The 20715-nt window shown below is 50.2% G+C and carries 22 protein-coding genes and 1 pseudogene; 14 read left to right on the top strand and 9 right to left on the bottom strand.

Going from position 1 to position 20715, the window contains the following annotated elements; translation table 11 throughout:
* Positions 1-258 precede the first annotated feature (258 nt).
* The 3 genes and pseudogenes from AB1N33_RS15940 to AB1N33_RS15930 all read right to left on the bottom strand — a co-directional run.
* Positions 259-612: pseudogene (locus tag AB1N33_RS15940) on the bottom strand (CLCA_X family protein); the annotation flags it as partial.
* Positions 605-1144 carry a flavodoxin FldB gene (fldB, locus tag AB1N33_RS15935; protein ID WP_411272559.1) on the bottom strand — a complete coding sequence of 180 codons (540 nt, stop codon included), beginning with the start codon at positions 1142-1144 and terminating at the stop codon, positions 605-607. The pseudogene AB1N33_RS15940 and the gene fldB, both read right to left, overlap by 8 nt.
* Before the next feature lie 20 nt (positions 1145-1164).
* Positions 1165-3027 (bottom strand): metallophosphoesterase family protein, encoded by a 1863-nt coding sequence (locus AB1N33_RS15930; protein WP_411272558.1) that lies wholly within the window; start codon positions 3025-3027, stop codon positions 1165-1167.
* A 184-nt stretch (positions 3028-3211) separates the two neighbouring features.
* Here AB1N33_RS15930 and AB1N33_RS15925 point away from each other — a divergent pair, with 184 nt between their 5' ends.
* Positions 3212-4360 carry a hypothetical protein gene (locus AB1N33_RS15925; protein WP_411272557.1) on the top strand — a complete coding sequence of 383 codons (1149 nt, stop codon included), beginning with the start codon at positions 3212-3214 and terminating at the stop codon, positions 4358-4360.
* Positions 4361-4424: 64 nt separating this feature from the next.
* Here AB1N33_RS15925 and msrA read toward each other — a convergent pair whose 3' ends face one another.
* Positions 4425-4967 carry a peptide-methionine (S)-S-oxide reductase MsrA gene (gene msrA, locus AB1N33_RS15920; RefSeq protein ID WP_411272556.1) on the bottom strand — a complete coding sequence of 181 codons (543 nt, stop codon included), beginning with the start codon at positions 4965-4967 and terminating at the stop codon, positions 4425-4427.
* 121 nt (positions 4968-5088) lie between these two features.
* Between msrA and AB1N33_RS15915 the strand changes: the two genes are divergently transcribed.
* From AB1N33_RS15915 to AB1N33_RS15905, 3 genes are all read left to right on the top strand, one after another.
* A complete protein-coding gene (locus AB1N33_RS15915) occupies positions 5089-5511 on the top strand; it encodes a thiol-disulfide oxidoreductase DCC family protein (protein ID WP_411272555.1) in 423 nt (140 codons plus the stop codon).
* Positions 5508-6236, top strand: coding sequence for an SDR family NAD(P)-dependent oxidoreductase (locus tag AB1N33_RS15910; protein ID WP_411272554.1), 729 nt, complete (start codon positions 5508-5510; stop codon positions 6234-6236). Before AB1N33_RS15915 ends, AB1N33_RS15910 begins: the two co-directional genes overlap by 4 nt.
* A 332-nt stretch (positions 6237-6568) precedes the next feature.
* A complete protein-coding gene (locus AB1N33_RS15905; RefSeq protein ID WP_411272553.1) occupies positions 6569-7990 on the top strand; it encodes a sodium-dependent transporter in 1422 nt (473 codons plus the stop codon).
* Positions 7991-8040: 50 nt separating this feature from the next.
* Here the strand turns inward: AB1N33_RS15905 and AB1N33_RS15900 are convergent, their stop codons facing one another.
* Together AB1N33_RS15900 and AB1N33_RS15895 are read right to left on the bottom strand one after the other, a co-directional pair.
* The gene (locus tag AB1N33_RS15900) at positions 8041-8850 is read right to left on the bottom strand and encodes an NAD-dependent epimerase/dehydratase family protein (RefSeq protein ID WP_411272552.1); all 810 of its coding nucleotides are present in this window, start codon (positions 8848-8850) and stop codon (positions 8041-8043) included.
* 57 nt (positions 8851-8907) lie between these two features.
* A complete protein-coding gene (locus AB1N33_RS15895; protein ID WP_411272551.1) occupies positions 8908-9702 on the bottom strand; it encodes a DUF2884 family protein in 795 nt (264 codons plus the stop codon).
* Positions 9703-9972: 270 nt separating this feature from the next.
* Here AB1N33_RS15895 and AB1N33_RS15890 point away from each other — a divergent pair, with 270 nt between their 5' ends.
* Complete coding sequence (locus AB1N33_RS15890; RefSeq protein ID WP_411272550.1) at positions 9973-10164, top strand: hypothetical protein; 192 nt, start codon at positions 9973-9975, stop codon at positions 10162-10164.
* A gap of 31 nt (positions 10165-10195) precedes the next feature.
* On the opposite strand, the gene AB1N33_RS15885 is transcribed toward AB1N33_RS15890, so the two are convergent.
* Genes AB1N33_RS15885 through yihG (AB1N33_RS15875) form a run of 3 tightly spaced genes read right to left on the bottom strand, consistent with a single transcriptional unit; the run spans position 10196 to position 13295 of the window.
* A complete protein-coding gene (locus AB1N33_RS15885; RefSeq protein WP_411272549.1) occupies positions 10196-11494 on the bottom strand; it encodes a mechanosensitive ion channel family protein in 1299 nt (432 codons plus the stop codon).
* Complete coding sequence (gene yihG / locus AB1N33_RS15880; RefSeq protein WP_411272548.1) at positions 11494-12384, bottom strand: 1-acylglycerol-3-phosphate O-acyltransferase, YihG family; 891 nt, start codon at positions 12382-12384, stop codon at positions 11494-11496. The genes AB1N33_RS15885 and yihG (AB1N33_RS15880) overlap by 1 nt, the downstream gene beginning before the upstream one ends.
* Positions 12381-13295, bottom strand: a complete 915-nt coding sequence (gene yihG, locus AB1N33_RS15875) for a 1-acylglycerol-3-phosphate O-acyltransferase, YihG family (protein WP_411272547.1) — start codon at positions 13293-13295, stop codon at positions 12381-12383. The genes yihG (AB1N33_RS15880) and yihG (AB1N33_RS15875) overlap by 4 nt, the downstream gene beginning before the upstream one ends.
* 104 nt (positions 13296-13399) lie before the next feature.
* On the opposite strand from yihG (AB1N33_RS15875), the gene AB1N33_RS15870 reads away from it, so the two are divergent.
* The 9 genes from AB1N33_RS15870 to AB1N33_RS15830 all read left to right on the top strand — a co-directional run bounded on the left by AB1N33_RS15870 (position 13400) and on the right by AB1N33_RS15830 (position 20626).
* The gene (locus tag AB1N33_RS15870) at positions 13400-14539 is read left to right on the top strand and encodes an S-(hydroxymethyl)glutathione dehydrogenase/class III alcohol dehydrogenase (protein ID WP_411272546.1); all 1140 of its coding nucleotides are present in this window, start codon (positions 13400-13402) and stop codon (positions 14537-14539) included.
* Positions 14539-15381, top strand: coding sequence for an S-formylglutathione hydrolase (fghA, locus tag AB1N33_RS15865; RefSeq protein WP_411272545.1), 843 nt, complete (start codon positions 14539-14541; stop codon positions 15379-15381). The genes AB1N33_RS15870 and fghA overlap by 1 nt, the downstream gene beginning before the upstream one ends.
* Positions 15382-15534: 153 nt before the next feature.
* Positions 15535-16554 (top strand): tRNA dihydrouridine(20/20a) synthase DusA, encoded by a 1020-nt coding sequence (gene dusA, locus AB1N33_RS15860; protein ID WP_411272544.1) that lies wholly within the window; start codon positions 15535-15537, stop codon positions 16552-16554.
* 197 nt (positions 16555-16751) lie between these two features.
* Positions 16752-17030, top strand: a complete 279-nt coding sequence (locus tag AB1N33_RS15855; protein WP_411272543.1) for a hypothetical protein — start codon at positions 16752-16754, stop codon at positions 17028-17030.
* Positions 17031-17460: 430 nt separating this feature from the next.
* On the top strand, positions 17461-18135 hold the full coding sequence (gene pspA, locus AB1N33_RS15850) for a phage shock protein PspA (protein WP_411272542.1): 675 nt from the start codon (positions 17461-17463) through the stop codon (positions 18133-18135).
* A gap of 45 nt (positions 18136-18180) precedes the next feature.
* On the top strand, positions 18181-18384 hold the full coding sequence (locus AB1N33_RS15845) for a PspC domain-containing protein (RefSeq protein ID WP_411272541.1): 204 nt from the start codon (positions 18181-18183) through the stop codon (positions 18382-18384).
* Positions 18385-18440: 56 nt separating this feature from the next.
* The gene (locus tag AB1N33_RS15840; protein WP_411272540.1) at positions 18441-18770 is read left to right on the top strand and encodes a hypothetical protein; all 330 of its coding nucleotides are present in this window, start codon (positions 18441-18443) and stop codon (positions 18768-18770) included.
* A 102-nt stretch (positions 18771-18872) separates the two neighbouring features.
* On the top strand, positions 18873-19868 hold the full coding sequence (locus tag AB1N33_RS15835; protein ID WP_411272539.1) for a DUF2333 family protein: 996 nt from the start codon (positions 18873-18875) through the stop codon (positions 19866-19868).
* Between the two features lie 2 nt (positions 19869-19870).
* A complete protein-coding gene (locus tag AB1N33_RS15830; RefSeq protein WP_411272538.1) occupies positions 19871-20626 on the top strand; it encodes a TIGR04219 family outer membrane beta-barrel protein in 756 nt (251 codons plus the stop codon).
* The last annotated feature ends 89 nt before the right edge of the window (positions 20627-20715 follow it).

Genomic DNA, 20715 nt, shown 5'->3' with positions numbered 1-20715 from the left:
ATCTTAACGATCTGTGTTTCTGTGTATCGGGACTTTTTCATCAGGAGTTCTCCTTCTTGGCTCAGTGTACGCCGAAGAACTCTAAAAAGGTATGTCACTAGTTTAGGGGAGGTTTACAATCTGATTTTCAAAACACTGTCATGTGGCATGAGTCATAGATACAAAAAAGTATATGCTCTATATATAGTAAATCTGAAAGCAAGACTCAAGGAGTGAAGGTACAAAAATATATATATAAAAATATACCTACCGTTTTTGAAACCATTCATGGGCGAGTGCGCCGCCGCCAGCGTTTTTAGCCAGCGCGAGTTGTCGTTTTGCACTGTTATAGTGGGCACTCGCATGCTTATCTCCGCCACTGCCGAAGGCAAGAGAAAGTGTGCCGTTCAGTGACAGCACCTGCTCGTTGACGTTAAGGATATCGATCAGATCGTACAGTGCGTCGAAAAACAGATTGGCGGCTATCTGTTGTTCCTGCGCCGTGACCCAGCGACCAATTGTAATACTGGCAAAATTAAACAGCTTGCGAATGTCCTGAAAGCTGACATCCGCGCCATCGCGGTGGCTGTTGCCATTGCGATAGTATGCCTGATGCAGTCTGCCTTTATTCACTGAGCTCCTCTAGCAACTGATGGCACCAGTCGCTGATGCGATCATCGGTCTTATCAAACTGGTTTTCATCGTCCAGTGACAGCCCGACAAAGTGCTTACCGTCCGGGGTCAGACCTTTCGACGCAGTAAACTCGTAGCCTTCATTTGGCCACTTGCCAATGATTTTGCAGCCTGACGGTACAATCGCGTCATGCAACATACCCAAAGCATCCTGAAACCAGTCGGCGTAGCCTAACTGATCACCCAGTCCAAACAACGCGACGGTTTTGCCCGACAAATCCAGCTGATGAACGTCATCCCAGTGTGATTCCCAGTCTTCCTGAAGCTCGCCGAAATCCCAGGTTGAAATGCCGAAAATCAGAATGTCATAACGGGCAGTCTGGCTGAGTGAGACATCCTGAATATTATGAATTTCGACAACCTGTGCCTGAAACAGGTCATTCAGCTGAGCCTGAATTTTTTCTGCGGCCATTTCGGTGTAACAGGTAGTCGACCCGTAAAACAGACCGATAGAAAGCGCGCCATCACTCATGAAAAACCTCTGAGACAGAATTAAGAGTTGGGGAATTCTATCGTGTCTCCGTTGCCACATAAAAGTCTGCAGGCAACTTCTTTTCCATTTTTATCGAGGACAAGCAGTCCAAGGGCACTGCCGTTATGTAATTCGCCCTGACCGGGGACCGGATCGCGGGGGCTCACACTCATGTCGCGTCGGCGTGTGAAAATGTTCAGCACCGAATGCGGGGAGTACAACCAGCGGTTGAATCTGTCCAGCCAGCAAATCAGCGTTGGAGGAAACGCGTTTTTAATGCCCGAGCAGGTAAACTGCAAAATACGCGGGCTGTGTTTTCTGAATCGCAGCCTGATATCGTAAACAAACGAGTAATGGACATCACCGGACAGGATAATAAAGGTTGGCGGTGTGCGTTTGTGCCGAAAGATATTCAGGATGACATTGGCGGTGCCTTTGTGGGCCATCCAGTTCTCTGCGTCCACGGTCAGGGCCTTGCCGAAGAAGGTGAAAATTTTCTGGACCGTCTCGATGAATTTCACGCCGAAAACCGGGGCTGCGGATACCAGGATGACAGTTTGTTTACCAATTACTGACTGCTGAAACTCACACAATGCTTCCCAGTCCATCAGACCCGACGGTTTGTTGGCACTGGACTCTGAGCGCCAGCGCTGGGTTCGGGTATCCAGCACGCGCACCGGCGGGGTGGTGTCAAGTTGATATCCCCATGTTTCGAAATCGAATACCGCATCAATGATGGCGTTATGCGCGTCGGTCTCTTTGCTTGCGAGAAAAGACGAAACTGACTGCAGCAGCTCTGAAAAAACAGCGGGATTATTCCCCCAGCCCTGGCATAGCAGGTACCCCAGCAGTGCATTACCGACCATACGTTTAGACAGAGGGTGTCCGTAAACTTCTTCTTCCCAGCCGCGGGTCAGATTCCAGTCGTCGGTAACATCATGGTCGTCAAAAATCATGTAGGTAGGTAACTGAGCGAGCACCCGGCGTACGGCGGGCAGGGTGTTGATAAAGGACGTTACCGCAGCCTGTTCACGGCGGAAGCGCTCATGATGCTGAGCAGGTATCGCGTTGATATCAAACCGTACACGTTCCCACAGGGTATCTGACCAGTTCAGCAAATACATGGCCAGTACTTCGCTTAGCGTAATCAGATGATTGTGCGCATTCACTGACGTGAATACCGGCTTCTTCTTTGCACCGAAAAACAGCTTTGACAGGGCCGTATTGGTGGCGATTTTAGGCAACAACTGCTCACGTTCGTAGTAACAGTGAGGATGTTCATGCAGGGCGCTACTGTCGTTGATTACTGCACCTTCCAGTGCTTCCTCTTTTAACCCAAGCAGCCGAATAACCTGACTGATAGCCTGCAGGGTAGGGCCGGCAACATCATCGGCATAAATCTGGTCGCCGGTCAGCAGCAGGATATCCGGGGCGGGGCCATTATCAGCCAGTGAGTCAGCCAGCATCCGGTCGGCGCGGGTCAGTGCGTCTGTTTCATGATGATGTGGCTTACGACATGAGCCGTGGAGCACATGGGTCAGGTGTGGCGCCCAGCGAAAACCCAGCTCCTGCTGGCCAGGGTAAAGCAGCGCGTTTTTTTGCTGACACCAGGAGTGATGCAGATCCGGCTCGGCAAAAGAGAGCACGTAATTCACATGACGATCAGCTTCCAGCGGCGAGTCCAGCGTGACTGAAACTAACTGTATATGGGCCCGTTCTCCCACTGCCAGCGAGGTCACCTGTGTCTTGCTGCTCAGTGTGATGCCGCCGAACTGTATTTTAATGTCGGGCGTTGCCGGCGCACGCGTTACCAGCCAGAGGTGACATTCATTTTTTGTTACCCGGCGAACAATCGGTCCGGCCAGCACTGCAGGAAGTGACATAGTGGGGAGAGTACCCTCTGTGATCTGATGGTTAAACTACTACGATAACCTGTAAAATTAAGGCTGTATACGGTGCAGGGGAGATCGGTGACGACCAGATTGGTGCGCGGATTTGCAGTGATGTCTGCGTCGCAGATATACTTGCGCCAGTTTGAATTAACCCTGATTTTTATTCGGAGAGACAATGAAGCGAACGGGTCTGGTTCTGTTATTGGCATTGCTTGGAACAGGGTGTAGCGACAGTAAAACAGAGGCTGCTATTGCGCCTGAGGCTGCTGAGGATAATGTCGTAAAGGCAATGGGGCTCTGGATCACCGACGTCAGTGGTAATGTCATGCCGGACCCACAGACATCCGGATTAACCGCTGTGGGTCAGACTCTGTATACCCTTTCTGACGGCAGTGCGGCAGAGCACATGCAAAGGAAGCTGCACGCTATTGATACGGCCTCTGCAGTATATCAGTCAGACGATACGGCCTTTGCCATGGCCAGCCGGGTCCGGCGCAGTTGCTTTTCCGGCTATCTGCAGGATGAGCCGGACCTGGAAGCGCTGGTGGTTGACCCACAGAACCCGGATGTATTCTACACCGTCACTGAAGATGCCACGCGCACCGGCGCCTTGTCGATGCGCTGCCAGAGTCGCTTTGAAAATACCGGCTCAACGGACTACCCGACACTACTGGTGCGCCTCGAGCGCCAGCAAAGTGGCAATATGATGATGACACACGTTCGTCCTGTGCAGTTTCCTCTTGCCTATGAGGTAGGTGACTTCCCAAATGACGGCATTGAGGGTATGGCACTGGCTGATGACCGTACGCTGTATCTGGGGCTGGAAAAAGATGCCGCCGGCCAGCCGCGCATTTTTTCATTAACCCTGTCAGACGATTTCTGGGCATCCGATGATTTCGCGGTCGTGACGGATACCCGGCTTCCGTTACCGCGATTTTCATCAGGTAATCACCCTGTCAATGGCCTGACCTGGTATCGTGACCCAGCCAGTCAGCGCGCATTTTTGCTGTCAGCCGCGCGCAATGATAATGAACTATGGGTAACGCCGGTGGACGGTGCGCATGACACGGTGAGGGTACCTATGCAGTTTTTGGCGCCCACCAAAGACACAAGCGGCCAGTGTGATACGTACGAGGTGATGGACAATGCCTCTATCGAGGGGCTGGTTGTTATTGACAATACGCTGTGGCTGATTAACGACCCATGGAAAAAGAACTACCTGAAGAATATTCAGTGTGAGTCTGCCCGCAGCGCATATGAACAGATGGCACCGTTGTTGTTTTCTGTGGACATGGACAAGCGCTGGTTTACGCCAGCGTTGTAAGATGGCTGATGAAACACACCAGCGGGACCGGTGATAGCCGGCTCCGCTTGGGGCCCGTCGGTGTTTAGCCGTTGCGTAAACGGCTGGCAAATGTCTTTTTAAATTTTGCCAGCTTAGGGGCAACGACCATGGCACAATACTGGTTCTGAGGATTGTTTTTGAAATAATTCTGATGGTAATCCTCAGCCGGATAGAACTCTGTCAGTGGGGTGACTTCTGTTACCACCGGGTCGGGCCAGATTTCGTCACGTATGATCTCTTCAATAATCGCTTCTGCCTGATGACGCTGTTCGTCATCGTGATAAAACACGGCACTACGATACTGAGTACCAACATCATTACCCTGCCGGTTCAGTTGTGTCGGATCGTGTAATGCAAAGAAGATTTCAAGAATTTCACGGTACTGGATTTTAGCCGGGTCAAACGTTACCTGGACCACCTCTGCATGGCCGGTATCGCCCTTGCACACCTGCTCATAACTGGGATCCTTAACGCTACCACCGGCATAGCCGGAAACGGCACTGATAACGCCGTCCACACTGTTAAACGCTGACTCAATACACCAAAAGCAGCCGCCACCTAACGTGGCTGTTTGCGATGTCGACATAACTGTTTTTCCGAAAAGTGACTGTTTCGCTGAGTGTGGGTATAAGCACAACAGAGTTCAAGTCATCCGCATCAGTTTTTTTATCGTAATAGGGCATGACTTATAGTCAAAAGAGGCTTTTATGTACATTTTCTTCGATGGGCACTGTCCTTTATGCCGGGCGGAAATGCGCCACTTGCGCAAACGGGACCATAGCAACGTACTGACGATGGTAGACATTCAGTCAGAGCGATTTAGCGAGGACTTCCCGGGGCTGGACTGGGACGCACTGAATAACCGTATTCATGTGCAACTGGATGATGGCACGCTGGTAAGCGGCCTTGACGCAACACATGCAGCGTGGAAAGCGGTGGGCGTGGGCTGGTTGTATGCGCCGCTGCGCTGGCCATTGATAAGACCTGTCGCCGACTGGTTCTATACCATTTTTGCGAAACACCGCTACACCATATCTTACTGGCTGACCGGGCAAAAGCGCGGCTGTGAAACCTGTGAAATAGCCACCGGTCAGAAACCATCCGGCAGTGACAAAAGGGGAACATCATGAGTACAGTCAGTCTGGTCATTGGTGCGTCTGGCGGAATCGGACGCGCACTGGTTTCGCAGCTTGCCGGAGCCGGGCGGCGCGTTTTCGCTTTATCCCGGTCCGGACAGCGGGATGCCTCATGGCCTGACAGTGTTATCGCACGTGCGCTGGACAGTGGTGATGAAGGGAGCATCGCGGACTTTATTGAACATCTGAAAGACGACGGCATGAGCGTGGAACTGGCTGTCTGCACCATTGGTATGCTGCATGGTGACGTCGACGGCCACGCCATATTTCCGGAAAAAAAGCTGGAAGAACTCAATGCGACACAACTGGCTACGTATTTTTCAGTCAATACCATTATGCCTGCACTGTGGTTAAAGCATCTTGTCAGCGTAGTCGCGGATAACGCCACGCTGGTCTTTTTGAGTGCGCGGGTGGGCAGTATCAGTGATAACCGGCTTGGTGGCTGGTATGGGTATCGCGCGTCCAAAGCTGCGCTGAATATGATGGTAAAAACCGCTGCCGTTGAATACCGCCGACGTACCAAAAATACTACGCTGGTGTGTTATCACCCGGGTACAGTTGATACCGGACTCTCCGAGCCATTCCAAAAGAACGTGAAGCCTGAAAAGCTCTTTGAACCTGACTTCACAGCGAAGCAACTGCTCACTCACATAGCAACGCTTGAGACGGAAGATAGTCCTCATTTCATTGACTGGGACGGCAAAGTGGTAAGTTGGTGATACGCCCACCTTTCCATTGTCTGCGGTAAGCACCAAGACATTTACTGTTGCCATTGCTAACATGCGTGGAAGGTTGTACGGCAGTCGGGCAACAGGAAGGAAGGGAGAGTCCAAACAGAAACACGCCGTGAACCCATCCATGGGGGCTCTCCAACCGCATCCATGCGGTTGGAAGGTTTCTGTTTGGACTCTCCCTTCCTTCTTTGCTTCCTGGCCGCACCTGGTATGAAAAGGTGGCATCAGTGCAGTTTTAATCGACAGGGTCGGTTCTTTTTGCGCATAATCGCCATCCCGATAATAAGAAATGACAGAACAACAAGAGGAAGCGGGTTATGAGCGGGGCCAGAGAACAGTTTGGATCGCGCATTGGATTTATTCTGGCAGCAGCAGGGTCTGCAGTTGGTATAGGTAATCTGGTGGGTTTTCCGGTAGGAGCTGCAAAAAATGGCGGTGGTGCATTTTTGGTGATGTATGCCATTTTCGTTTTTGCCATCTGTCTGCCTGTGATGATGGCTGAAATGTCCGTAGGACGACATGCCAGAAAAGATCCACTGGGGGCGTATAAGGCGATTGGTAACAATTCCTCCTTCTGGAATCTGGCAGGCTGGCTGTCCATTATTACGCCATTCATGATTGCCGTTTTCTATATGGTCATTACGGTGTGGATTTTTGGGTATCTGTTTGAAGCGGCTACCGGCAATCTGGACACGCTGGCGAACGCGGATACCTTTGGTACGTTCATCAATTCTCCTTCCATCTTTATCTACATGGCGGTGGTCGTTGGCATTGTCTATCTGATCCTGCAGGGCGGGGTAAAAGAAGGCATTGAGAAAGCGGCCAAATTACTGATGCCGTCACTTTTTGTCATGCTGATTGGCCTGGTGATATTTGTTCTGACCCAGGACAACGCCATTGAGGGGGTGAAGTTCTACGTTATCCCTGATTTCTCTAAAATTACCGCGCCGGTTGTTAATGGTGCGCTGTCGCAGGCCTTTTTCTCGCTGTCGTTAGGGATGGGTATATTGCTGACTTACGGCAGCTACATCGATAAAAATGCCGATGTGCCAAATTCCTCCAAACTGGTCGCGCTGACAGATACTGCAGTGGCCTTTACGGCGGGTCTGATGATTCTGCCGGCTATTTTTTCATTCAATCCTGACACCAATCCGGCAGAACTGAGTGAATCGTCAATTGGCATGATTTTTAATTACCTGCCGGAAATCTTCCTGGCACTGCAGGATTCGATTGGTTACACAGGGGCGTCAGTTGTGGCCAGTTTGTTTTTCCTGCTGGTGTTTTTTGCTGCCATTACCTCACTGGTTTCCATTTTTGAAGTACCGGTAGCTGCTCTGATGGATGAAAAAGGGGTGGGCCGCAAGACTGCGCTGTTCGTTCTGGGTGTGGTCATGATTGCCCTGGCTGTGCTCAGCGCCCTGTCGTTTGGCTATGTTGAAGGCCTGACCTCATTCACGCAGTATGCCGGTCAGTCGAAGTCGTTTTTCGATATCATTTATGACGTATTTTATGAAACGATTCTGCCGCTGAATGGATTCTTAATCTGTATCTTCGTGATTTATCGCTGGAAGAAAGCCAATTTTAACCGTGCGCTGGAAGAGGGCGCAGACGGGTACAAGGGCACATGGTTTGAAAGGTACGTCGATGTATCGGTCGGAACCTTCATTCCCGCCATTCTGCTGGTGATTTTCATCAACACCGTCGCCGTTAAATATTTTGGTGTCAGCCTGTTCGGCTAGGCACGCGGTTGACACCGGCGCCGGCGTAGCCCGGCGCCGCCGCTATACCATCACGTCATATCATACGGGCTGGGGTACGCCAGTGTCATTGACAGGGTCTCAAGCGTCGCTGTGGGATCTACACATTTACCCGTTGGCACTGCGTCGGTGTCTGAGAATATAGGTTCAGGCAACTGCATAGCGCGTGCAATCGCCGGATAGTACTCTCCACGCTTTGGGTGGTCGGTGGCCGCTAAATGCAGTGCACGGCAAACCGGGCCAATCCCGGCAAGACGGCGGATAGCCTGTATCACGTCATCGATGTATACCAGGTTGACGACTTTATTGCCTGCCTCTAAGGTTTTGCCTGCCAGAAATTTTACCGGGTGCCGGTCAGGCCCCACCAGACCTGCCAGTCGCAGAATACTGAAGTGATCAGGCAATGTCTGTGTCACCATCGCTTCTACTTTGCAGTTTGCCTCTGCTGATGGCGTATCTGGGCAAAGTGGACTGCGTTCTGTCACCGTTCCCTCGCCATCAGCGCCGTAAACGGACGTTGTGCTGATAAAGATAACGTGTGCGGGCCCCGCTGTGGCTATGGCTTCTGTTAAGTCTGCCATGTCCTGTAGGTATGTTGTGTGCTCGGTGGCTTTTCGCCCGGCAGGAATATTCAGAATGACAACCGCGTCTTTAGCTGCCTTTGCCACCTCACTGGCGTCATCACCCAGACTAAACGGTATTGCCTGGATGCCGCGCGTGCGCAGTGAGTTCGCTTTTTCCTGTGAGCGGGTTGTACCGCTGATGCTGGCCTCCGTGCTGATGGCCGAAGACAGGTGTTGCCCCAGCCAGCCGTGACCGCAAATGAGAAAAGGAGTATGCATAAAAAAGCCTGTTACCTGACGATTGCCGGGTAACAGGCTAGCACGAGGGGATAGGCTTTACATCTTTGACGGGCGGTAATTAATGTCCATCATGTCGAGGTCTTCAAGACCTGGAATAGTGCGCTGCATCTCGTTTTCTGCTTCCTCTGCTTTTGCCAGCACGGCGCACAGCTGTTCGGCTTTGTCCTCAAGCTGGAGTGCCTGCGCTTCAACACGTTGTTCAATGGTGTCACCGAAGCGCTCCATTTTCTCTTCAAAGGCTGCCATATCGCCGCCTTCCCACAGCATTTGGGTGCCCAGGGCGATGAGTATTTTACCCATTGACTGACTGATCGCTGACTCCATGCGCTGTTCAAACTGCGACTCCCAGCCGCCTTCCAGCCATTCGTTTTCTTCCAGCTCCCGGGTACTGATGCGGATATTGCCGTCAGCGTCATAAAACGCGCGGTCCATCTCTTCGGACATTTCTGTAAACAGATCGTCAAACTCCATGGTCACGTCATTATCGGCACCGAAAAGCTCGGAAAATACATCGTTAATGGTGGTGCTGGCAAGCGCAATACCGTCAGCAGCAATACTCAGTGACATTGGGATGGCTTCATCCACATGCTGGTAATACTGGCTTACCCATCGTTGTTGCTCCGCATTAAGCGACTGCACCTGGTTGTTGATGGTGAGCGTGTGATCCTGAGAGATTGTCATTACGCTGCCATTTTCCATATCAACGGTGAGCAGACCTTTGTGGTATTCAACGTTACCGTCCAGGTTGATATTGCAGTTGTCATGGGCCAGCGCCTGTGATGCGACCGATAAACCGATTAACGATACCGCTGTGCTTACAATGCGTTTCATAATGTCCTCGAATATGTCTCGTCGTAGTCTCGGTACTTTCAGCAAACGGCAGGCCAAAATTTAAAAGTTATAGAAAACAATGGGTTGAGTTTTCTCTGTGCCATGTGATGTGATTATTTTTCGACACTGAGTAGCGAAAGACTTAACAAAATAGTCAAATTGACCAAGATCAAAACGTATGCATTTTATTTCACAGAATGCTACAGAGACTTCGCATTTCTCTGCGTTTTAGGCATAATACGCGCAATGACGCATAGGGGGTATTTAATAATGGCTGACTGGATTAATGCAATCATGTTCGGCGTAGCGCTGGTCGCATTTACGCTGGGTCTGAGCAGTATCATCATGGGCTTCATGTCGTCTGCAGAAGGCAGCAAAGGCATGCAGGAAAAAATTGAATATGGCTTTTTCGGGGTATCCGGTCTGGTTGTATTTCTGATGATGGGCTACGCTCTCGCATAACTCAAAAAAAGGCGCTAAGGCGCCTTTTTTATTAATCTGCGCTGCCAGATGGCAGTGTGTTTCTGGTTAGCAGGTCGAGATGGCCGTCGCGCTGGTAGGCGCGTAATTCAAACTGCGGCAGCATAGCCATAATATGGTCAAACACATCTGCCTGAACTTTCTCGTATTCTGTCCATTCCTGTTTCGCACTGAAACAGTAGATCTCGAGCGGTAATCCCAGTTCGGTGGGAGGCAACTGACGCACCATCAGGGTCATATCATGATTGATAGCGGGATGTCTGCGGAGATAGGCTTCCAGATAGGCTCTGAATGTACCAATATTGGTCAGGCGACGACTATTGAGCAAATCAGACGCGTCAATGTCATTGTCTTTGTGATAGGCCTGCAACTCTCTGACTTTATCCTGGATGTACGCTTTGATATGCCGGATTTCAGAGAAGTGGGTCAGCATCGCCTCGTCGCATAACCGGACTGAGTGTATGTCGATATTAATGGCGCGTTTGATACGCCGGCCGCCAGATTCCTGCATGCCGCGCCAGTTTTTGACCGCCTCGTTGGTCAGACTGTAGGTGGGCAGTGTTGAGATTGTTTTATCCCAGTTTTGCACTTTAACGTTGGTCAGGCCTATTTCAATGATTTCACCATCGACCTCGTATTTCGGCATTTGGATCCAGTCTCCGGTATTAAACATCCGGTTGGCGGCAATCTGTATTCCCGATACAAATCCCAAAATAGTGTCCCGAAAAATCAGTAGTAATACTGCGGCAATGGCGGTCAGTCCGGAAACAATAATCAGCGGGCTTTTATCAATAACCAGCGAAATACTCAGCAGGACCACCAGAATCGCAAGGATCAGCTTAATCACCTGAATAAAGCCGGTAATCGGTGCGCGTTTCGACATGGATGATGCGTTATACACATCTTCCAGCGTGCTGAGCAGGGCAAACACCGCAAGCAATGCCGTAAACAACATATACAGCATGGCACCCTTGGTCAGGACGGCATTCAGTAAGGGCGAGGAATGGATCAGTGCGGGGGTCAGTAAAACGATGCACAGTGCCGGCAGCAAGTGAAACAGTCGGCGAAAGAAGCCGTGTCGCAGCAGGCCGTCATCCCAGGTTGCTTCCGACCGTACTATCCATGCGGCAACCTGCGGGCGGATAAACAGCCGGGCGATGCCGTATACCAGCGCAGAAATTACCAGGATGGTAGTGACCGCGAGTACGTTGAACAGTACGCTGTCTTCCTGCAGTCCGGGCAGGGCTGTAGCAACCAGGTCAACAAAACCCTGGCGTACTGACGAGGTGAGCTGTTCAGTTTCCATTTGCATTATTGCTCCAGCAATTGCGCGATGCGCGCGTCCTTGTTTGTCCAGTGTGTATTGAGCCAGCTCTGGAAATACTGACGCATATCATCGTCTGCGGCAGGCTCGTCGCCGGCTCTGTCGGGTACCGACAACACATTCACGTCGACCACGATGCGTTTCATCTGCCCGCTAAGCATGGCCAGCATCGGATGATCCGCGTTGTCGGGGTACAACAATGAAATATCCAGCACATTGGTAAATAAATCACCCATGACCGCCAGTGTGAAGGCGACACCACCTGCCTTGGGGGGCAGAAGATGACGAAACGGACTGGCTTTCATGCGATGCTTTTCAGGCGTGAAACGTGTGCCCTCAACAAAGTTAATCACGGTGGTCGGTGTGGTTTTGAATTTCTCGCAATAAGCGCGGGTGGTTTCCAGATCTTTACCTTTCCTTTCCGGATGCTTCTGAAGATAAGCACGGCTGTAGCGACGCATAAACGGCATATCAAGTGCCCATGCGCCAAGACCAACAAAGGGCATCCAGATAAGTTCCTGCTTGAGAAAGAATTTGGGCGCCGGGATCCGCGTTGCCGCAAATTCAATCAGCAGGATGATATCAAGATAACTCAGGTGGTTAGCAATGATCAGGTACCAGTGTTCTTTGCTGAGTGTACCGTCAATCCGTATATCAAAAGACACCGGATTAAACAGCTGAATAAAGAACACGCTGCATTTTCCAAAACAAAACATGAAGAAATGCATCAGTGCCTGTAAAACCGTGCGAATTGCCTTTACCGGCAGGACCAGTTTAATCAGGCCAAACAGGATGATCAGCCCGCCCCACAGGGCCAGGTTCAGGATTTGCAGACAGGTATGAATAATGAAAATAAACGGTGACAACAACATTCTCATGACGGTGACTTCACTGCTTTCATCGTATCGAGTAACTGATCTTTTTGCGTCCAGCGCTCATTAAGCCATTGCTGGAATCGTGCGCGAGTTTCGGGATTGGAAAAATAATCGTCATTAAAAAAGCCCTGGCTGACAATGTCCTTAATCGGCGTGACCATGATATGAACATTAATGTTCTTCACTTTACCACAGACAAAATCCCAGAATGAGGGCACTCCGCCCGGGTAGTCGATAGTCACATCAATCAGCTTGTGAAGCTGATTTCCCATGGCTGACAGGACAAAAGCGACACCGCCAGCGCGTGGTTTGAGCTGATGTCTGAACGGGGAACCCTGGGCATCATGCTTTTGTTTTGAAAATCGCGTGCCCTCGACAAAATTCATAATGGAGACCGGTTTGTGACGAAACTTTTCACAGGCTTTGCGGGTGGTTTCCATATCTTTACCCTTCATATGCGGGTTTTTAGCCAGAAATGATTTGCTGTAGCGGCGCATAAACGGGAAATCGAGTGCCCACCAGGCCAGTCCCAGTACCGGTACCCAGATGAGTTCTTTCTTGAGGAAAAACTTCAAAAACGGAATTTTGCGGTTGAAAATCCGCTGAAGCACCAGAATATCCACCCATGACTGGTGATTCGCGGTAACCAGATACCAGTCCTTCGGTGTCAGTTGACTCAGGCCTTCGACCTGCCAGCGGGTATTGCTGGTCAGGCGCTGATTAAGGTTGTTGACGGCAATCCAGCTGGTGGCGCAGCCATCCAGAATATGCGAAATAAAGCGCCGCCATGGCGTTATCGGGATCAGTTTGAAGACTGAAAAAATGAAAATTGGGGTTGCCCAACACAGCGTGTTGAAAAAATAAATAGTTATCGAAATGGCACCAATAATGTGATGAATAATTGGCTTGATCATCGTACTCACCTCAGAAAATAGGCCGTTAGTGTAAACGATGTTGATCTAAAAACCGATACGCCGTTTACTGATTGATTAATCAAAATCACACGTAGGAGATGAAAATGCAGGGTAAAACCATCACGTGTAAGGCTGCAGTAGCGTGGGAAGCCGGCAAGCCTCTGTCAATTGAAACGGTTGAAGTGGCACCACCCAAAGCGGGCGAAGTGCGTATAAAGCTGCTTGCAACAGGCGTGTGCCATACCGATGCATTCACCCTGTCTGGTGAGGATCCGGAAGGTATTTTCCCAAGCATTCTCGGCCACGAGGGTGGCGGTATTGTCGAGTCAGTTGGTGAGGGGGTAACCAGTGTGAGTGTGGGCGATCATGTTATCCCGCTTTATACCCCGGAGTGCGGAGAGTGTAAGTTCTGTAAAAGCGGTAAAACCAACCTTTGCGGTAAGATTCGTGAAACTCAGGGTAAAGGTCTGATGCCGGATGGCACAACGCGTTTCAGTAAGGATGGTCAGCCCATCTATCACTACATGGGCACCTCGACGTTTTCTGAGTACACCGTATTACCTGAGATTTCGCTGGCCAAAGTCAACAAGGAAGCGCCGCTGGAGGAAGTTTGTCTGCTCGGCTGTGGCGTGACCACCGGTATGGGCGCGGTACTGAACACGGCGAAAGTTGAAGAAGGGGCATCCGTCGCTGTATTCGGGCTGGGTGGTATTGGTCTGTCGGCCATTATTGGCGCAGTTATGGCAAAAGCGGGACGTATTATCGCTATTGATATTAACCCGGATAAGTTCGAACTGGCGAAACAGCTGGGTGCGACCGACGTGATCAACCCGAAAGATTATGACAAGCCTATCCAGGAAGTCATCGTTGAACTGACTGACGGTGGCGTCGACTATTCCTTTGAATGTATCGGTAACGTCAACGTGATGCGCTCTGCGCTGGAATGCTGTCACAAAGGATGGGGTGAATCGGTCATCATCGGTGTTGCCGGTGCTGGTCAGGAAATTTCAACACGACCTTTCCAACTGGTGACCGGACGTGTCTGGCGCGGTACGGCATTTGGTGGCGTGAAGGGCAGAAGCCAGCTTCCTGGCATTGTTGAGCAGTACCTGAATGGCGAGATCCCGCTTAAAACGTTTATTACACATACCATGCCGCTTGAAGCGATCAATGAGGCCTTCGACCTGATGCATGAAGGTAAGAGCATCCGTAGCGTTATCTATTACGACCAAGCGGAGGGATAATGGAACTGCTGAGTGAAAATAAAGTCTTCGGTGGCTGGCACCGGCGCTATCAGCATCAGTCTGAGGCCACCCGGTGCCAGATGACCTTTGCGGTTTATCTGCCACCGTTTGCCTCGAAGGAAAATCCTGTACCTGTGCTTTACTGGCTCTCAGGGCTGACCTGTACCGATGAGAACTTTATGCAAAAAGCGGGTGCCATGAAACTGGCGGCCAAGCTTGGAATGGCGATTGTTGCGCCCGACACGTCGCCGCGCGGTGAAGGGGTAGCGGATGCGCCTGACGGTGCCTATGACCTTGGACTGGGTGCCGGGTTTTATGTCAATGCCACGCAGGCACCCTATGCACAGCACTACCAGATGTATTCCTACATTACCGAAGAATTACCGGCGCTGATTGAATCGTCATTGCCGGTAACCCGGGAACGTGCAATCAGTGGCCACTCGATGGGAGGACATGGCGCACTGGTAATTGGTCTGAGAAACCCTAATCGCTATGTCTCAGTATCGGCGTTCAGCCCGATATCTAATCCGTCAGATTGTCCGTGGGGCAAAAAGGCGCTGTCAGCCTATCTGGGCGATGACCAGGCGGTGTGGGCACAGTATGATGCTGCGCTGTTGCTGGCTGAGCACAAGCATGAGATCCCGCTGTTGGTTGAACAGGGGACGAGCGATCAGTTTCTGCACGAACAGCTTAAACCGGAAGCGCTGCTCAGTGCCGCACAGAAGTCAGACACTCAGCTGACGCTGAATATGCATGACGGCTATGATCACAGCTACTATTTTATTGCCAGCTTTATTGATGAGCATCTCGAGTACCATGCCGCCCATCTTGGTCTGATTTAAGCGCGTGGTGCAATCTGTTAAAAGCCGTCCTGATGACGGCTTTTTTATTATGTCTTGTATAAAATATGCGCATTCACATCGTGTTTAATGATGGTATAATCCGCGCCCGCGTGACCTGCGCACCCCATTTGCACCAATCAGAGGACCGTTGTTTTGCCTGCTATTGATCATCACCGCCGTTTTTCCGTTGCGCCAATGCTCGACTGGACAGATCGTCACTGCCGTTATTTTTTGCGTCAGTTGTCCTCACAGGCGCTGCTGTATACGGAAATGGTGACCACGGGGGCGCTGATTTACGGGAAGGGTGATTACCTGGCGTTTAACGACGAGGAGCACCCTGTCGCGTTACAGCTTGGCGGCAGCGATCCGTCAGATATGGCGCGTTGTGCCGAAATGGCGCAGGCGCGGGGTTACGACGAGGTCAACATTAATGTTGGATGTCCGTCTGACCGCGTAAAAAACGGACGCTTTGGTGCCTGTCTGATGGCAGAGCCTGATGTAGTCGCAGCCTGTGTTACGGCAATGCAAAATGCAGTCGATATTCCGGTTACGGTCAAATGCCGTATTGGCATTGACGATATGGATGAAGACAGTGATTTCGCCCATTTTATCTCAGTGGTTGCAGATGCCGGTTGCGACACGTTTATTGTGCATGCCCGCAAAGCCTGGCTACAGGGGTTAAGTCCCAAAGAAAATCGTGAAATTCCACCGCTCAATTACCCTCGGGTACATGCCCTCAAGGCGGCGCGCCCCGATTTACACATCAGTATCAATGGGGGACTGACAACCCTGGAAGCGATGACAACGCAACTTTCACACGTGGACGGCGTAATGGTTGGCAGAGAAGCATACGGCAATCCGTATCTGCTCGCTGATGTCGATAGTGCACTGTTCAGGATGACTGAGGCAGTTAAACCGGCTCGTCGTGACGTCGTGCTGGCCATGCAGTCCTACATTGAACGTCAGACTGAACAGGGCTTCCGACCCTGGCATGTCGCCAGACATATGCTGGGTCTTTACCAGGGGCAGCCTGGAGGCCGCATCTGGCGGCGTTATCTCAGTCAGAACGGGACCGGAAGAAACCCGGATCCGGACTTGCTGATGAATGCTCTGGATGCTGTCGAATCGGCACAAAAAGAAGTGAGTGCGTTTCAGGCTTCGAAAGTTGGTTGAAAGCGCTATTACTGTGGTCAAATATACCAATTTTTAATTTTGTGATGCTGGTGTAATTATCTTATTTTTTCTTTGGTATTTTAAAAATATAATTAAAACAATAGGTTAAATTAAATTTCAAAGCTGGCACAGCTCTCGCAATCCCTGTTGGTAAGTTAGTGACATGGTGTTACTGACGATACCAAGAGGGTAACCACATGAAAGCTTCATCACTTATTTTGTTGTCTACACTGGCACTTGGCACAGTCAGTACTCAGGTCAATGCGCAGGAATCCGCACTGGAAAACCTGCTTGGTAAACTGGTTAGCCAGGCCGTTGCAATGACTACTGCAGAACTGGAAAACAATGCCAGAACGCTGGTGGCGAATACCAGCCACATGTTTGAACTGGAATCCAGCACGGTAGCGACGCGCGTCAGTGTTACCGATATTGTTGCTGAGAAAAACGAGGAAGATGAAACGGATGCAGGTGAGTAGATACTATGGCTGCGCCGCTGAGTCTGTTATTTGTTTTGTTGATTCCTGTGATCTCTTTTGCTGTTGCCGCGTTAGTCTTTGCCAGCAGTAGAGTGCATAGCACGCTAAAAAAGCAGTCGCAAAAGTTCCGTTCTACACAATCCTTCCAGATAAGCAGATAACCGCACACGTTATCTGCTTTTTTTTGTCTTCCTTTTATCCCTGTCACTGTGATTCTTATACCGGCCTGTTGCGCCTGAAAATTGCCAATAGTCATTTTGGCTACCGGCGTGGTCAAAATGACCAAATAATCATCCCATGCTTTTTAGTGTTACCGCTTATTTGTGCTAGAGAATTAAAAAATCATTATAAAACAATTGGTTAAAAGTTGGCATGCCAATTGTAAAAGTCTTGGTAACTGTTCCATAAGACGACACTTGAGGAGAACGACATGGGCATGTTTTCAAGAATGAGCGATATCGTACAGGCGAATATCAACGCAATGCTGGATAAGGCAGAAGATCCTGAAAAAGTGATTCGTCTGATTATTCAGGAAATGGAAGAGACCCTGGTTGAGATCAGATCGCAGGCCGCCAGCTATCTTGCAGAGCAAAAGCACATTGACCGTAACCTGGCGCGTTGTGAAAAAGAAAAAGCAACCTGGCAGGAAAAAGCAGAGCTGGCATTGGACAGAGGACGTGAGGAACTTGCCAGAGCAGCACTGACCGAAAAGCAAAAGTATGTTGGTAAAGCCGAAGAACTGGCAAATCAGCGCGCGCACTACAGTGAGCTGCTTGAGAAAATTCAGGAAGATACCGGTCGTTTACAGGCCAAACTGGCAGAAGCGAAGGCAAAGCAAAAAAGCCTGGTAACGCGCAAGCAATCGGCGTCAGTACGCCTGAAAGCCCGCGAAGTCGAACACAGCAACAAAATAAACGATGCAATGCAGCGGTTCGAACAGTATGAGCAGCGTATTGATTACCTGGAATCACAGGTTGACGCCTACGACTATGTTGGCAAGCCAGCGACAGAACAGGATTCGCTGACTGCACAGTTCGCGGCACTGGAAAGTAATGATGCCGTTGAAAAGGAACTTGAGGCACTGAAAAAGAAACGTGCAGCTTAACGGCTGCACTGTCTCTGACCAACTTATTACAGTGGGAGAATGAACATGAACGTACCTACAGATAAGCGAATTTACCGTGATGTTGAACGTGGCGTTATTGCAGGCGTCTGTGCCGGCGTAGCGCGGTATCTTGAAGTGGACAGTGTCTGGGTGCGCGCGGCAGCCGTATTTGCAGCGTTTATGCTACCCGGTATCACCTTGCTTGCTTACCTGGCCGCCGTATTTTTGCTGCCCCGCTGGTCCTTCTGACCAAAGCAGGGTCACAGTATCGGCACCACTAACGTTTTTATCAGGCGGGAGTCATCATGAAAAACCTATTTATCGCACTGCTCATTGGCATCATTCTGATAAACGGATTAGGTGCTCTGGCAGACAACATTTTTGACATGCATATTGTGATGGCGGATGACCTGCTAAACCCGTTAGAGAGTGTGCTGGTGATGAGTGGCGTTGCCGTTGTTCTGGTTATCGTGGGGTTTATCATTGCAATTAGCCTGGCAGGCGCACTGTTTATCGGTTTATTTGCGGGTATGATTGCACTGCTGGCGGTCGGGATCAGTGCGTTTTGGCCTCTGTTACTGGTTATCGGTTGTATTGCGCTGGTGCAGCACAGGCGTTCAGCAACAGCACATTAATCCTGAACACCCTCCATCAAGTATCGTATTTGATATGCTATTGTTATTCCATGCCGGTGCCGTCGCACCGGCAATTTTGTCAGACAGAGGAAAGTTGCATTCATGACGAAACCATCTTTTAGTGCGAAGTGGATATGGTCGGCCGCCCTGGTGCTGGTCATTGTTTTTTGGCTTATTGGTGTAGTGTGGAGCTTTGAACCAGACACCTTCGATGTGAATGAAAAGGCCCAGGCCGCCGCCACGGACTTTCAGGCCCGTGATGTCGCAGGTTTTACGATGACAACCGCCATGATTGAAGTGGCTGAAACCCTGATGACCAAGCCTGGCGGTTATCTGTCAAACGATGTTACACCACCGAGCCTGTTTCTCGATAATATGCCGGCATGGGAGTTTGGTGTGCTGGAAATGGTCAGAGACCTGACCTACTCCATGCGCAAAGATCTCAGCCGGTCGCAGTCCCAGTCTGTCGAGAACCCGTTACTGACCAAGGCGCAGCCACAGTTCAATATGAACCACCGCAGCTGGTTGTTTCCTTCTGCTGAGTCCTATTACAAAGATGGCATTGAGTTTATTAAAGAGTACCGGGCACAGCTTAGTAATCAAAGCAACAGCGATAGCCAGTTCTATACCCGCGCAGACAATTTACGTGAATGGCTGAAACAGGTTGAAAAGCGCCTCGGTAGTTATTCTCAGCGTCTCAGTGCCAGTGTCGCATCGGCGAAGATTAACACTGACCTGGCGGGCGATAAACAGGCGCGCCAGTCAACCCCGACAGCATCACAGCGTATTGTCAAAACCAGCTGGTGGAAGCTGGATGACAACTTTTATGAGGCGCGCGGAGCAACCTGGGCACTGCTACACTTTCTGAAGGCGGTGGAAACCGATTTTGCGGATGTACTGGAAGATAAAAATGCCAGAGTCAGTCTGCAGCAAATCATTCGTGAACTCGAGGCTACCCAGCAGACGGTATACAGCCCGCTCATTCTGAATGGAAGTGGTTTTGGTATGCTTGCTAATCACTCGTTAGTAATGGCGAACTATATTTCACGTGCGAACGCTGCTCTAATAGAGCTGACTGAACTACTTAATCAAGGATAACTATGAAAAAGCTCATTCTTGCTGCACTGCTTGGCAGTGCATTTTCACTCTCTTCAGCACACGCAGATACCGTATTGGGTGTGTATGCAGGGGCTCAGGGCTGGGATACCTCAACCAGCGGCGGGTTTGCAAGTAATAATGACGCGGCTGACTTTAATTTTAAAGACCAGACAACCGGTGTGTTTTACATCGCATTTGAACATCCGGTGCCATTTATTCCGAACCTGAAGGTAAATCACACCACACTGGATACCAATGGCCTGACGACACTCAGTACCGACGTTGAATTCGAAGGCGTCACCTACACGGCAAGTACCGAAGTCAATGCCTTGTCTGACATAACGTCGACAGATTTTATTCTGTACTATGAATTGTTCGATAATGATGTGGTCAGTTTTGATGTGGGTCTGAACGGAAAATATATCGATGGCACGATGATGCTGGAGGATACGCAGACCAATGAGAGCGCCACCGGGGACTTCTCCGGCATCATTCCGATGCTGTATTCGCGTGTTCAGGTAGGTATTCCGTTTTCTGGGCTGTCTGCTTACGCTGAGGGCAGCTACCTGTCATTTGACGGTCATTCACTGAGTGATTATCAGGTCGCGCTGGCCTATTCATTTATTGAGAGCATGGCGGTCGATATGACAGTGCAACTGGGATACCGGAATATTGAAATAGATATCGAAGATCTCGACGACATTTATGCCAACATGGAATTTGATGGTGTATTTGCCGGTTTGGAAGTCCATTTTTAAACACTAAGTACGTTAAGTAATAAAAAAGTTTTATTTATTCTTTTCGTATCACTCTCAAACTCGTTAGCCTTACACCATCGCAATAAGGC

It is taken from the genome of Alteromonas nitratireducens, from assembly GCF_040812025.1.
GTDB lineage: Bacteria > Pseudomonadota > Gammaproteobacteria > Enterobacterales > Alteromonadaceae > Alteromonas > Alteromonas nitratireducens.
This window is presented reverse-complemented; position numbering and strand designations above follow the sequence as displayed.